The 12,398-nt window shown below is 66.8% G+C and carries 14 protein-coding genes; 8 read left to right on the plus strand and 6 right to left on the minus strand.

Annotation, left to right across the window (positions count from 1 at the left end; all coding sequences use genetic code 11):
* Positions 1 to 35: 35 nt before the first annotated feature.
* The 3 genes from ACRYCC_RS35270 to ACRYCC_RS35280 all read right to left on the minus strand — a co-directional run bounded on the left by ACRYCC_RS35270 (position 36) and on the right by ACRYCC_RS35280 (position 3,205).
* A complete protein-coding gene (locus ACRYCC_RS35270; protein WP_433818257.1) occupies positions 36 to 377 on the minus strand; it encodes a hypothetical protein in 342 nt (113 codons plus the stop codon).
* 138 nt (positions 378 to 515) lie between these two features.
* The gene (locus tag ACRYCC_RS35275) at positions 516 to 1,637 is read right to left on the minus strand and encodes a hypothetical protein (RefSeq protein WP_433818258.1); all 1,122 of its coding nucleotides are present in this window, start codon (positions 1,635 to 1,637) and stop codon (positions 516 to 518) included.
* Positions 1,638 to 2,722: 1,085 nt separating this feature from the next.
* Positions 2,723 to 3,205, minus strand: a complete 483-nt coding sequence (locus ACRYCC_RS35280; protein WP_433818260.1) for an ATP-binding protein — start codon at positions 3,203 to 3,205, stop codon at positions 2,723 to 2,725.
* Positions 3,206 to 3,662: 457 nt separating this feature from the next.
* Between ACRYCC_RS35280 and ACRYCC_RS35285 the strand changes: the two genes are divergently transcribed.
* Positions 3,663 to 4,574, plus strand: coding sequence for a restriction endonuclease (locus ACRYCC_RS35285; RefSeq protein ID WP_433818261.1), 912 nt, complete (start codon positions 3,663 to 3,665; stop codon positions 4,572 to 4,574).
* 4 nt (positions 4,575 to 4,578) lie between these two features.
* Entirely contained in the window at positions 4,579 to 4,884 is a 306-nt protein-coding gene (locus tag ACRYCC_RS35290; RefSeq protein ID WP_433818263.1) for a hypothetical protein, read from the plus strand.
* A gap of 76 nt (positions 4,885 to 4,960) precedes the next feature.
* On the opposite strand, the gene ACRYCC_RS35295 is transcribed toward ACRYCC_RS35290, so the two are convergent.
* A complete protein-coding gene (locus ACRYCC_RS35295) occupies positions 4,961 to 6,403 on the minus strand; it encodes an NsdA family TPR-like regulatory protein (RefSeq protein WP_433818264.1) in 1,443 nt (480 codons plus the stop codon).
* 748 nt (positions 6,404 to 7,151) lie between these two features.
* Here ACRYCC_RS35295 and ACRYCC_RS35300 point away from each other — a divergent pair.
* The 6 genes from ACRYCC_RS35300 to ACRYCC_RS35325 all read left to right on the plus strand — a co-directional run bounded on the left by ACRYCC_RS35300 (position 7,152) and on the right by ACRYCC_RS35325 (position 9,992).
* Positions 7,152 to 7,487 carry a hypothetical protein gene (locus ACRYCC_RS35300; protein WP_433818265.1) on the plus strand — a complete coding sequence of 112 codons (336 nt, stop codon included), beginning with the start codon at positions 7,152 to 7,154 and terminating at the stop codon, positions 7,485 to 7,487.
* 137 nt (positions 7,488 to 7,624) lie between these two features.
* Positions 7,625 to 7,885 (plus strand): hypothetical protein, encoded by a 261-nt coding sequence (locus ACRYCC_RS35305; protein ID WP_433818266.1) that lies wholly within the window; start codon positions 7,625 to 7,627, stop codon positions 7,883 to 7,885.
* Positions 7,863 to 8,384: a DUF6879 family protein gene (locus ACRYCC_RS35310; RefSeq protein ID WP_433818268.1), complete on the plus strand. Its 522-nt coding sequence runs from the start codon at positions 7,863 to 7,865 to the stop codon at positions 8,382 to 8,384. The genes ACRYCC_RS35305 and ACRYCC_RS35310 overlap by 23 nt, the downstream gene beginning before the upstream one ends.
* Before the next feature lie 15 nt (positions 8,385 to 8,399).
* Positions 8,400 to 9,251: a helix-turn-helix domain-containing protein gene (locus ACRYCC_RS35315; RefSeq protein ID WP_433818270.1), complete on the plus strand. Its 852-nt coding sequence runs from the start codon at positions 8,400 to 8,402 to the stop codon at positions 9,249 to 9,251.
* Between the two features lie 97 nt (positions 9,252 to 9,348).
* Positions 9,349 to 9,621, plus strand: coding sequence for a hypothetical protein (locus tag ACRYCC_RS35320; RefSeq protein ID WP_433818272.1), 273 nt, complete (start codon positions 9,349 to 9,351; stop codon positions 9,619 to 9,621).
* 44 nt (positions 9,622 to 9,665) lie between these two features.
* Positions 9,666 to 9,992: a hypothetical protein gene (locus ACRYCC_RS35325; protein WP_433818274.1), complete on the plus strand. Its 327-nt coding sequence runs from the start codon at positions 9,666 to 9,668 to the stop codon at positions 9,990 to 9,992.
* Between the two features lie 261 nt (positions 9,993 to 10,253).
* On the opposite strand, the gene ACRYCC_RS35330 is transcribed toward ACRYCC_RS35325, so the two are convergent.
* Both ACRYCC_RS35330 and ACRYCC_RS35335 read right to left on the minus strand, forming a co-directional pair.
* The gene (locus tag ACRYCC_RS35330; RefSeq protein WP_433818275.1) at positions 10,254 to 10,847 is read right to left on the minus strand and encodes a dihydrofolate reductase family protein; all 594 of its coding nucleotides are present in this window, start codon (positions 10,845 to 10,847) and stop codon (positions 10,254 to 10,256) included.
* A gap of 243 nt (positions 10,848 to 11,090) precedes the next feature.
* Complete coding sequence (locus ACRYCC_RS35335; RefSeq protein WP_433818277.1) at positions 11,091 to 12,188, minus strand: AfsR/SARP family transcriptional regulator; 1,098 nt, start codon at positions 12,186 to 12,188, stop codon at positions 11,091 to 11,093.
* Positions 12,189 to 12,398 lie beyond the last annotated feature (210 nt).

Consider the following 12,398-nt stretch of genomic DNA (forward strand, 5'->3'; position numbering starts at 1 on the left):
CACGGCCGGGCGTGCTCTGAACGTCACGGAGCCGGTCAATAGATGTCGCCACCGCGTAGGCGGCAGGCGCGTTCATCGGACGCGTCGAGCAGGATGGCGGGCAGCCGGTCCACGCCCTCGGACAGGGCTCGGTGGATTCGGTGCCAGCCGTCGATCACCAGGCGGTTGCCCGGGGCCGGGATGTTCGGCAAGGGGACGACCAGCAGCGGGCGGGTGAGGTCGACCGTCGCGGCGTGTTCGGGTGCGATCCGGATCAGGGACAGCAGCCCGGCGAGTGGCCGCACCTCGGCCGTTCCAACCGGATAAGCCTTGGCGAGACGGGTGGCTGTGTCGATGTCCCAGGCCCAGCCGAGCAGGGCGAACATCTCATCGGCCATCGGTGTTCTCCTCCTTATGAGTAGGCCCTACCGGGGGCACGCGCAGCTGGGCGGGTTCCGGACCGGCCCCCTGGTCGCGAGCGGCGCCCCCATGGGGCCGGGGCGGGCCCCTGTCTGCGGGCCCGCCCAACGTGCCCGTCAGGCGGTCTCGTAGGTGTTGGCGGTGACGGTCGAGATGGCGCGGTAGCGGTTTGGGTGTTCGCAGGTCAATTCGGCCTCGCCCTGCTTGACCAGGCTGTCCAGGGCATTGGCGACCGCCCCGGCGGACCGGCTCAGAACTTTCGCGATCTCACCGGGGGTGAAGTCCTTGCCCAGGTGGGTGGCCAGATGAGCGGCGACCGAGGGACGTAGCGGGCGGGGTGCCGTACGGGTCCCGCTCCCCGCCGCGCGGGCGGTAGAGGCGGTGCCGGTGGTGGCCGTACGGGCCGGGTTGGCCTTGGTAACGCGCCGAACGGTGGCGGTCTCGGCATAGATCGCCTCCAGACCGGTCGTGACGGCGTCGGTGTCACCGGCGATCACCGCTGCATACGTGGTGGTCACAGCGGTCAGGAGATCGGCCAGCGCCCGCCGGGTGGCCTCAGTGGTACGAGCCCGCTGGAGTTCCGCTACGGCCTTGGCCCGCCGGGCCTCCTCCTCGGCCTGTGCCCGTTGGAGTTCGGCCTCCGCACTGGGCCGCCGCTCCTCCTCCGCCTCCAAGATCCGCATGGCGTCCTGGATCGTCTGACCGGTCACCGCCGGGGAGGGCGAGACAGTGGCGGGCGACGGCCCCGGATCCGCCACGGCCGCCTCCTCGTGGCTGGCCTCCTCAGCGGCAGTGTCCGAGCCGAGTGCCGGACCGGCGTCACCCGCCGGGGGAAGCTCGGTGACAGGCGGGCTGGTGAGTCCGGCGTCCGGGGTAGCGCTGTCATCCGAGGCCGTGTCGGTGGCGGAGGTGCCCGCGTCGTCGGCCGTGCCATGACCGGCGGCCCATGTATCCCCGAGCGGCCTACCACCCTCGGTGCGACCGCCGGAGGTCCGTACGGCGTGACCCGCGTCCGCCATGGCCGTGAGCGCCTTGACGGCGGTGGCCCGGCTGACCCTCGCCGCGGTGGCGATCATCATGGTCGTCGCGCCAGGGTTCGCCATCAACGCGTCCCATACCGCGCCTGCCGCCCCGTCCGGCCGGGGACCGCCCGTGGTGGCGGTCACACCGTCTGAGCCGTCAGCGGTCCCCTTGCGCGCGGTCGCGGTGATGGCGGGGCGGGTGTTCGTAGCGGTCATTTTCGTCTCCCTTTTCACTGTTCCAGATCCGGCGTTCCGTCGCCGTTTTTGTTTCCGTGATACGACCATTTCTCGACGTGCACGACGAGGCAAGCACCGTTGCCGAATTTCTCTATCACCGCAGCGGCTGGAGAGGCTTACCTCAGTAACCGGCGCAAACTGATTACCGAAAATAAACCTGCGCCGGACTTGACTTTCCACCGGGTACCAGTTCATATAATGAACAGAATTCACCTGTCGCAGGAGTTGCGGATGCCGACCTTTTGCGAGGACGACTTGACATCCCACTACCAGAATCTCAATTGAGAAAGGACAAGAAAACGACAGACGCCGAGATCGGTGAATGGCGGAGGCTATTGACGATCTCCTCGACCAGGTGGCCTTCGAGTTGAGCGTTCGCCTCGCGGGTCTCCACTCCTCAAGTCCGGGCCCATGGCGTGGTGCACCGCGTTGCGAGGGGGTGAGGTCAGGGTTGGCGAGTACGGGAGGGTAGGAGGAAGACCCGAGGGTACGAGGAGACCAGGGACAAAAATGACGCCGGTCAGACCGCACGCATGTTTCGTCTCGCCTATTCAGGCGATTCGGACCCACCAGCGGCACCCCCGAGAATCCCCCTGACCTGCACAGACGATGCAGAGCCGGGATACCGCTCATAGGAAGCGCCCCCGGCGGTCCCACGATCGGCACACCCGACATCCCTGCGCCGGGGACCCTCCGTTCCCCGGCACGATTCGGGTCTTGAGCGGCAATCGGTGTGTACCGGCTGTAAGACCGTTGACTGAGCAGCGCGTGGGTGACCCGCCGAGACTGTGGTTTCGCCCCGGCCCCTCCCCCGGGGCGAAACCACAGTCATCCCGTACGCCACCGACCTGACAGCCAGGCTGGCGGCGATGCTCAGGCCCCAGGCTCTCGATCCGAGCGAGCCTCGAGGCAGTCCCGGATTTCTTCGGCAGAGGAGGCCCAGATGATTGCCCGCGTGCCGAACGACGCGGTCCACCGGCGGTGGATCACCTGGAACTCCCAACCCGGCCAGTCCGATCGCAGCCCTGCCAGTAGTGCCGCCTCATCAGGCGGGTCATTGGCGATCACGACGTTTGCTGCTTCAGATCGGTGCCGAGCGCGAGTTGCGCCCAGACCGTATGGCCGTCGGCGGGGTTTCCGAAGAAGCCCATCCTGGCGGCAAGCTTGGACACCCCCAGCAGACCCCTGCCATGCTCTTCAAGGCGCCCACCGGCCTGTCCGGGCAAGGTACGCGGAACCCCACCGCCGCCCAGGTCGTGTACGGCGATGAGCGCGAACTTTCCGAGCATGACCTCGACACCGAACCAGCCGCCGTGGCCCCCTGATTTCGTGTGCACCAGCGCGTTGCTGATGTACTCCGCAGCGATCCATTCAGCGTCCTCAGCTCGCCCAGTCTCCGCCAGCAACAGTGCGGGGAATTTCCGTGCGGGCGCCGCCTGGTCCATCCTTCCCGGATAGGCCCTGCGCCACGTCATAACGCCGCAGCTTTGTAGCCACCGTTCGGACGAACCAACGAGGCCTTCCCGTGCAGCCATGATCTCGACCACCTCCTAGACGTTACCGTCGGCCGCCGCAATGACCGTGAAATGGCGCGGCAGCCTGGCGGTCAATAGAGGATCGACTCTTGCCAGGTGGTCAAGTCGCAGGAGAATACGCAGAACTGGGCGAACAGCAGAGAGGACATCTCTCAATAAGGCTCAGTTCAATCGATCTCAGGAAGCTCAGCATTCATTGGCGATCGTGTCGGTGGAAAGCTTGGCGAAGGGATTCGACTCTCTCGATCGCGCTCATCGAACTGCCCAAGCTGGCCCCCACCGTCCTCGGCCACCGAAGCCCGACTGCGAGCGGACACCCAGGGCATTCTCGCTGGGCTCGCGTCGTCGTCGGCGAACACGACCCGGGACACTCCGCGTTGCAGGTTCTCACTCTCCAGTAGCGTCTTCGCGTGTGCCTGCGAGTTCCCTGAGAGACTCAGGCGACACCCTGGCGAGCCGAGGAGGCAATGTGCCGGTTCCGGATTATCAGACGCTCATGGCTCCGGTCCTGCACATGCTGTCCGATGGGCGGGCACGGTCGAAGCGCGAACTCATCGACCTGGTGACGGCCCACGTGGGGCTGACCGAGGAAGACCTGCGAGAGCTGCTCCCCAGCGGAGTCACGGTCGCCGACAGCCGGGTGGACTGGGCCGTCACCTACCTCGTACAGGCTGGCCTTGTACGCCGTCCACGCCGTGCGGTACTGGAGATCACCGACCGCGGACAGAAGGTGCTCAAGGCGCACCCCGATCGGGTGGACAACGGGGTACTGGAACACTTCGAGGAGTTCCAAGCGTTCAAGAACCGCTCCCGCGACCGCAGCCGGTCACGATCAACCCCCGCCCAGGACAACGTTGAAGCACCCCCGCGCGAAAAGATCGCAGGTGCCGTCGAAGAGGCCAACGAGGTGGTCGCCACCGAGGTGCTGGAGCGAGTCCGCCAGTGCGGTCCGGTCTTCCTTGAGCAGTTGGTGCTGCGGGTCCTGACCGCCATGGGGTACGGCGGGCCGACCGGCTCGGCCAGGCATCTGGGCGGCTCAGGAGACGGTGGTGTCGACGGAGTCATCCGCCAGGACCCGCTCGGCCTCGATCAGATCTACGTACAGGCCAAACGGTACGCGGCCGACCGGACCATCGGCCGGCCCGACATCCAGGCGTTCGTCGGCGCCCTCCACGGCGCGCAGGCCGACCGGGGGATCTTCGTCACCACCAGCCACTTCACCGCAGACGCGACCGAGTACGCCGAACGGGTCAACGCACGGCTGGTGCTCATCGACGGCGCCACCCTGGCCCAGTTGATGGTCCGCTACAACATCGGGGTCCAGGATCAGGAGACGTACGTGCTGAAGCGCATCGACGAAGACTTCTTCGACGAGACCTGAGCCAATGGAGATCAGTGGCCTTCCGCCGGAACGACTTGACCGGCTGACGGCGCTCGCCACCGAGTTGCGGCCGATGCTGTCCGAGGCGGGCGGAATGCCAAAGATCCAGCGGCTCCTGGCCGAACGCGATTTGCAGGTGATGGACGCGATCATCGTCACGAGGGCACTACTCGGTGCCGGGCCCGGCGCACTCGGCCACGCCAAGACCATCGTCATGACCAGTCCTCACCGGAAGACAGAACGTCAGCACCACGAACGCCTGGTCGACGAACTGCTGACGGCGATCGATCAGCTCGACACCGAGCGATGAACCGACCTGTCACCTGTGTTCGCGAGCACCAGGCCAAGGGACTTCGGATACCGGCCCTGGGACCGCCTCCTGCTGGTCATACGGTTGCCGCTGTCAGTGCGCGGGCGGCTTCGTCGAAGCGCTCGCAGAACTCGGCATCGGCTGGCGTGCTGGCAGCCACCCGCACTGGTCGCAGTTCGTTGAGCACACGCACGGAGGTCAGGCGCCCGCCCAGATCGGGCAGGATTCTCAAACCCTCCGTGATCGCTGCCTGCTGATCACCGACGGCCGAGAGCGTTGCCGCCAGCCGGGCTCGGTGGTAGGCGCGATTCCGGGGAGACAAGCCCTGATCCTCCAGTATCAGGCGGTACAGCCGAGCAGCCTGTTCTGGCTCGCCCAACTGGGTTCTGCCCATCGCCTCGTACGCGGTGATCTCTGAGTGACTGACGAACGCCGTCCAAGGACGGTCATCATCATGCCGACCGCGGTCGAGCTCTTTATGGGCCAGAGTGATGGCCGTGCGGAATGCGACGTCGTCGCCCAGCTGGGCGTACGCGCCGGCCTGTCTCAGTGCAATCAGGGCGTGCAATGTCGGGGAGGGTGCATGCCGTGCCGCCTCCGCAGCGCGGTCGGCGAACCGCAGGGCTTCCCGAGCCGTCCCACGACGGCCGGTGATCCTCGCCAGATGAGTGGCCTGCTGCGCCATATTCGCGTACACGTGCACTGACACGTCGCTGTCACCCGAGCCGCCGGCGAGCAGTTCGGCCTCACCATAGATGGTCCGCGCGAGCCGCTGGTTGCCGGCGTCATAGGCCAGCCAGGCCGTCACGATCCCCAAGTCCGTGGTGGCCACCAGGAGCTGGCGTCCAACCGCGGCGGTGTAATCGGATTCGTCGAGCATGGTCCTGGCCCGCGCGAAGCACCGCAATGCCTGACGTAGCAGGCTCGCTCCGCCTACTGCCTGGTCCTGGCTTTGCAGCCGTCCGTGAATCGCCTGAACGTATCGCACATGCGCCCGGTCGGCCCGCTGCGGCGGTGGTAACAGCGCACCCATCGTCAATCCAGACGCCATCGCGTGGAATTCCCGCCGATCGAAATCCACCGCATCAGCTCCCCAGAAACCGGCATCGTCGTCGATTCCCAGAGTGACATCCACACGGCCCAGAATGAGCGGCAACAATGCCTCACGCGGAACGTCAAGTGTGTCGCAGACCCGGAGGATCTCCTCCACGTCATGAAACGTCCTGCGCTGATGCCGCTCGATCTTGGTAACGACCGATTGGGACCAGCCGAGCAGGTTGCCGAAGTCGAGCTGGCTCAGGCCGGACGCTCCGCGCAAGATGGCCAGGACCGCCGACATGTCCGCGCGGGCGAGTGCTTCCCGCAGCGGCACCGAATCCCACATCCACATCGGGGTCACACCTACCGAGCCGCGGGCCGCCACCAGACATGACCCGCAGAGCGGGTCGGCGTTGTAGCGGCTGAGTCGAGCGAAACGGCACGCCGGGCAGACCCTCACGTCGTTCGCCTGCCCATTCATCCGGTGCCCCTCTGTCGTGCTCTCCCTGGCCGCAGGACCCGAGAAGACCCCGCCTCACCGTAACCACAGGTCAACCACCCCGTAGGCCGATGTGGCCTAACCCATCGTGATCCGATCAGGACGCTTTGGCGTTGGGCCGCTGCCCGAAGCGGGCGATGCTCACAGCAACGATCGAGCCTGCGACGAGGGGACATTCGGTGACCGGGCACAGGTACTCCGACAGCGCACACATCAGTCGACCCAGCCCATCGCGCTCGGCGCCCATTCGAGGTTCGTCCCGACTGGCGGTCTCTACGAGTAAGCCAAGGTCGCTAGACGAAACGACTGAACGACGTCCGCAGTGGGCTATGGCACCGACCTGCTCTCGCAGCGTACCGAGCAGACCAACCGGGAACCGGGGCTGCGATCGTAGGCATGCCGACCGCGCCGGTCTTGGCGCGTGCCCCTGTTCCGTCCGGCCTGGGACCGGCCGGACGCCCGGACGTGAGCGACCACATCCCATCGGCCGAGGGATGCGCCGGGGTAGCGCCCGGCCGTCGCCGTCCGGCAGGTCGTACGGCCGACGCCCTTCCCCCGTTCGGCGTCGGCCGTACGACCAGTACTCCACGGTCGACCTCCCGGCCGGAGGTGGCCGGCCACCCGCCGTGCCTGGAACACAGCAAGGTCATCTGCAGGCGCTCGCCCGTGCGGCCGAAGCAGGGGCGCGCACGAGATCAACGGCGGACGGCGAATGAGAAGGAAGGCGACCATGAGCTTTGACGCGCCCCGGCACCGCGAGGGCACCGCCTCGATAGACGTGCCGGCGTCGGCCAACCCCCGGGTCACGCATCTCGAAACCCTGGCCCGGGCCATCGGCAAGAAGTACCCGGCCATCAGGACACGCCTGGACGTAGCCTCGCCGGGCCGGCCGGCGAGGCTACGGACCGCCTACAGGGAGACCTTCGAGAGCATCGAATGCGACTTCACCGATGACGGCTGGTACTACTCCTGGAGTCTCGGCGACAACACGATCGGGCCGGTCAGCGACCCCACCGGAGCGGCCTGCACCATCGCGAAGCTGCTCGGCCTCCGCGTGCGCATGTAACCCAGCCCTGGCAAGGACGACCCCGGCATGCCATCCCGCTCTTCGCTGAACCTTGCCGTATCCGCCTTCGACACTGTCCGCACAGCCAGTGTCTGACTGCCCCGACTCGAACCCTCTTGACCGGCCCTCTGGGCTGGATGAGGCTGACCGAAGCAAATCCGTGCACACTTGGAGGCATTATGCGGTTCCTCGGTAAGGACCCGGACTCGCCGGAGGGCAAGTCCCCGACGGTGTGGGATGACGGTGACGACTACGTCCTGCAGGGGTTTCGGATCACCGATGCAGCGACGATGGGCGAGGTCGGCGAGGTTCCCCCGCATGAGGTGGTGATCAGGTTTCCTAAGCGCATGATGCGGTTCTTCCCGGAGGTGAACGGTGGCGGAGCAGCCGACGTTTGAAAATCTGTTTCGTGCCGCCGAACGGTCGGCGGTCCATCTGGAGATGCGCGACGGTTACATGACCTCCGATCCTGCCTTTGTGGATTGGCAGGCGGGCCGCCGGTTCGACCCGGCCGTACGGTGGCGGTCGTGGTTGGAGACGGTACGGAAGGTCACCGGCCGCGGGGTGCAGGTTCGGCGGGCCCGCATCGTGTCGGAGCCGCTCAGTGCCTATATCCGGTTCGAGTACGAGGTCACGGACGGGCTCAACGTCGCCGCCGGTGAGCAGGTGCGGTGGCTGCCTCGCCGTCGGGCATCGGATCTGGCTCTGCCGGGCAATGATTTCTGGCTGTTCGATGACGAGACCGTGTTGTTCAACCATTTCAGCGGCGACGGTGAGGTGCCCGCGCGCGACGATGAGGAGGTCACCGTCGATCCGGCGGTGGTGAAGTTGTGCGCCAGCGCGTTCGAGGCAGTGTGGGAACGGGCCACCCCTCATGAGGAATACCGGCCGATCTGACGGCACACTCGTCCCGTGCCCTCACCATCGTCTTCGAGTGTCCAGCAGGCGCGGCAGGCTCTCGGTCTGCGCCTGCGCGAGATCCGCAAGGACGCGGGGATCACAGCACGGACGCTGGCCCGCTCGGCCGGCTGGCACGAATCCAAGTGCTCCCGCCTCGAACACGGCAGGACACCGCCCTCCGACGCCGACATCCGTGCCTGGTGCCTGCACTGCGGGGCGGAGGACCAGGTAGCGGACCTGATCGCCACTGCCCGTGGCATCGAGGGCGCCTACATCGAGTGGCGGCGGATGGAGCGCTCAGGGCTGAGGCGAGCGCAGGAAGCGGTCCTGCCCCTGTTCGAGCGGACCCGCCATTTCCGTGCCTATCAGTCGTGGGTGGTCCCGGGACTGCTGCAGACCGCGGCCTACACCACGGCGGTGCTGAACACGATCGTCACCTTGCGCGACGTCCCGAACGACGTCGCCGACGCGGTGGCCGTGCGCATGGACCGTCAACGGCTCCTGCACTCCGGTGACCGCCGCTTCGCCATGCTGATGGAGGAATGGGTCCTGCGAACACGGATCGGCGACGCCGAGGTGATGACGGGCCAGCTCGGCCACCTGCTCGCAATGGCGTCACTGCCGTCGGTCAGCCTGGGGATCATCCCGCTCGACACTCCGCGCGGGGCCGCGTGGCCCGTGGAGTCGTTCACCCTGTACGACGACGCACAGGTCAACGTGGAACTGGTGTCCGCCTGGCTGACGATCACGCAGCCACACGAGGTGCAGGAGTACGCCGGCACCTTCGCCGAACTGTCGCGCATCGCGGTATTCGGAGCCAAGGCCAGGGCGCTGATCACTGGAGCGATCGACGGCATGAGCTAGCTCGTGCAAGTCTGTGCACATTTATTGAGGCCGCCAGGATCGCGAACCTAACGTCACAAGTGACAGACTCCCGGTTACCGCGAGAGGACACCGGCCCGTGATCGGACGGCAGCCCCAGGTCTCACCGACGTTCTTCTCATGGGCGGTGAACGCCCCTGAGATCCCACAGGCGGCGTGCGGGGTGTCCGACAACGAGTCCAGGGTGTTCCGGATGGTGTCCGAGGCGTTACTGGAGATCGGCGAAGCCACCAGTGCGGAAATCACCACGTGCTGGCTGTCGTTGGTGACCGGCGACTACGTGTACGGACCGGTGATCGCCCGCGCGCACCTCGACGCGGGGACCTCCGCTGTCGTGTGGACGGATCTGTAGCTGTGGGCACGCAGCCTCATTCGCGCCAGGAAACGGGAGACGTCATGGGCGACCTGTCACCGTTGGGCGAGGCGATGATGAGCCGCGCGGTGCTCGCTCAACTTAACCTCGCCGGTCTCATGGCCGCCCATGGGATCTCGCGGCACGAGTTGCCACTGCTGCTTGAGGTTCCGGGTGCGGTCAGACACAGCATCGATGATTGTCACGGTGCCCTGCTGGCCGTTGCCGAAATGCTCGCCACCCGCGACGGCGTGGAGTGCTGGACGGCCCTACCCACCCAACGCAAGAAGCTCTATCAGGCTCTGGCCTACGAGGCAGTTCTGAGCACACCAGTGCCGACAGTCCCCCACGCCAGCGTGTCGCCACCGTAGACCCCGCCCGCACGCGTCCTGCACGGCGTCCTCGGCCGCCGCGAAGTCGTTCCCGCGACGAACGAGGATGCCGAGCACCTGCGGCGCCAGGACGCGGCCGACGCCCTTGTTCACCGACCCTGTGGCCGGGGCGTCGCTCATCACCGGCCGTACTTCGATCCGCTCACCTGCCCGGCTCTACCGGGCGCGGACGAGAGGTAGGCCGCAATCTCGTGCGCGCCGCGGCACCAAGCCCTGGATGCTCCGCCGGCCATCGCCGGGTCATCCCGCGGCGGCAGCGTAGGTCGCAAGGATCGCGCCCGTGCTGGTCACCTGGCTGTCGGTCAACCGCAGCCGTCGAAGCGCGCCGTCGTCGCGGAACAGGCGCTTACCGCCGCCCACCACCACCGGGTCGATCATCAACCGCAGCTCGTCCACCACTCCCAGGACCATCAGGCTCTGGACGAGCCCAGGACTGCCGATCACATGCAGGTCCTTGCCCTCCTCCGCCTTCAGCGCACGCACGGCCGCACCCAGGTCACCCCGCATCAGCCGCGAATTCTGCCAGCCCAGCGGCTCATCGAGAGTCGTCGAGGCGACGTATTTCGGCAACGCGTTCAACGGCTCGGCGAGCATCTGCTGCTCCTGCGGCGCGTTCGGCCAGTGCGCAGCGAAGATCTCGTACGTGCCGCGCCCCAGCAGATAGCCGCCCGCGCCGCGCACGTTCTCGATCACCCAGTTCAAGGACAACTCATCGAAGTAGCCGCTATGCCAGCCACCATGCCCGAAACCACCGCTCACGTCCTCATCGGCATAGCTGGGAGACTGCACCACACCGTCCAGCGTCATCCACTCATTCGCGATCAACTTCCGCATCCCGGCCTCCTACCAGTCGTCGTCCGCCGCTCCGCGGTTCGCGCCACGGAACAGCTCTGTCACCCCTAGGACGGAGCCAGGCGCCCGTCCTCGACATGACTCGCGAACCTGATCAGGGCCTGGGGTCGAAGGGATTCGGAACGGAATCCGGCGACAGCGCTGCCGGGTCACGGCCTCCGGCTCCTGATTCAACTTCGGGAAGTAGCCCAGCCGCTGGTGGGACTTCAATGCCTCACGGCTCGGTCATGCCTGACGGGCCAAGGTCTCGTACAGCTCGATGGTCATCCGTTCTGGCCTTTTCGCTCGGGGGCCCAGGTGGCTGATCAGTTCCTCGTAGCAGTGATGGACGGCCTCGGGACGTCCGAGGCCGGCGTAGGCCTGCATGCGCCGGCGGTAGAGGTGCTCTGCGGTGGAATCGATGCTGGTGGCCTTCTCCAGATAGGACACCGCGCGCTCTGGATTGCTCTGCAGTCGTGCGAGTTCAGCGAAGGCCTGGACGATCTCGCGATCGAGTGTCCGGGAAGCATTGAGCGCCCAGCCGTATGGGCTCTCGGGTAGGTACGGGCCGGTGCGGAGCTCGACCGCCTTGGTGAGGGCGGCGGCCCGCTGGGCTCCGGTCGCCTTGGCCGCGGCGGCCAGGTGGTCGCGGAGTTGCCAGACGTCACAGGTGTAGATCCCTGGGTTGATCCGATACCCAGAGATCCCGATGTTCTCGATGACGTACTTGCCGTGATCGTACGGCCGCCCAAGCGCGTCGCAGAGCTTCGCGCGGGTGTCTTTGATCAGTGTAGGAAAGCGGTGGTCACCGGCATCCTGGTCCGGCCAGATCTTCGCCTCCGCTGTCCGCCGGGAGAGCAAGGCCGTCCTGTGCTCTGCCAGCAGGCCGAGCAACGCCCACATGTCCTTGTTGCGACCGGCGCATTGCTCGGTGCCGCCTTCTACGACGTAGCGCCCAAGCAAGCGGATCAATCCGGCCGGTGCCTGCCTCGACTGCACGTCCAGCGCCCGGCCCGGCTGGGCTTCGGCTTCCGGGGCTCGGAATACTTCTGCGGCGCGGGGTCTGCGGGGGTCGGCTCGCGGCGCGGTCACGTCGGAGGCATGGTCCAGGCTGAGGCTCGGCCGATCTTCTTCGAGTAGGAGTCCGGTGATTCCGTACGGTCTGCCCAGGGCGAGTACGGCCTCGATCCGCTCGCGGGCGTCGCCCGGCGTGGCCACCAGGAGCAGCGGAGGCGGCGCACCGATGTCGGGTTCGCCGAGCAGCTCGGTCTCCTCCTGGCGGCGGACACGGTCGATGATCTCGATCTGCACGCTGAGCAGCGCCCGATCGAGATCGTCGGTCACCGTTATCCGCACACTCGGATCCGCCGGCCAGGGCCAAGCTGCGGCTCGGCGGAGCCGGGGAACGTCAGCGTGCGGGACGACGACCTGTGTCGAGGTCGTCGGCGCGCTGAACAACGGGCCGTCGTGGTCGCGAGCGTCCTCCGTTGGGTTCTCGTTCCGTATGGGAAGGGTGGATGGGGTGCGGGTGGGCTTTGGACGCCGCATCCGCTG

Source organism: Actinomadura scrupuli, from assembly GCF_050971785.1.
Classification (GTDB): domain Bacteria; phylum Actinomycetota; class Actinomycetes; order Streptosporangiales; family Streptosporangiaceae; genus Actinomadura_E; species Actinomadura_E scrupuli.

Bases quoted from the DNA above. Each gene is read 5' to 3' on its own strand.
- ACRYCC_RS35270 (WP_433818257.1), bottom strand. From the start codon at position 377: ATGGCCGATGAGATGTTCGCCCTGCTCGGCTGGGCCTGGGACATCGAC.
- ACRYCC_RS35275 (WP_433818258.1), bottom strand. From the start codon at position 1,637: ATGACCGCTACGAACACCCGCCCCGCCATCACCGCGACCGCGCGCAAG.
- ACRYCC_RS35290 (WP_433818263.1), top strand. From the start codon at position 4,579: ATGGAGATCAGTGGCCTTCCGCCGGAACGACTTGACCGGCTGACGGCG.
- ACRYCC_RS35295 (WP_433818264.1), bottom strand. From the start codon at position 6,403: ATGAATGGGCAGGCGAACGACGTGAGGGTCTGCCCGGCGTGCCGTTTC.
- ACRYCC_RS35300 (WP_433818265.1), top strand. From the start codon at position 7,152: ATGAGCTTTGACGCGCCCCGGCACCGCGAGGGCACCGCCTCGATAGAC.
- ACRYCC_RS35305 (WP_433818266.1), top strand. From the start codon at position 7,625: ATGAGGCTGACCGAAGCAAATCCGTGCACACTTGGAGGCATTATGCGG.
- ACRYCC_RS35325 (WP_433818274.1), top strand. From the start codon at position 9,666: ATGGGCGACCTGTCACCGTTGGGCGAGGCGATGATGAGCCGCGCGGTG.
- ACRYCC_RS35330 (WP_433818275.1), bottom strand. From the start codon at position 10,847: ATGCGGAAGTTGATCGCGAATGAGTGGATGACGCTGGACGGTGTGGTG.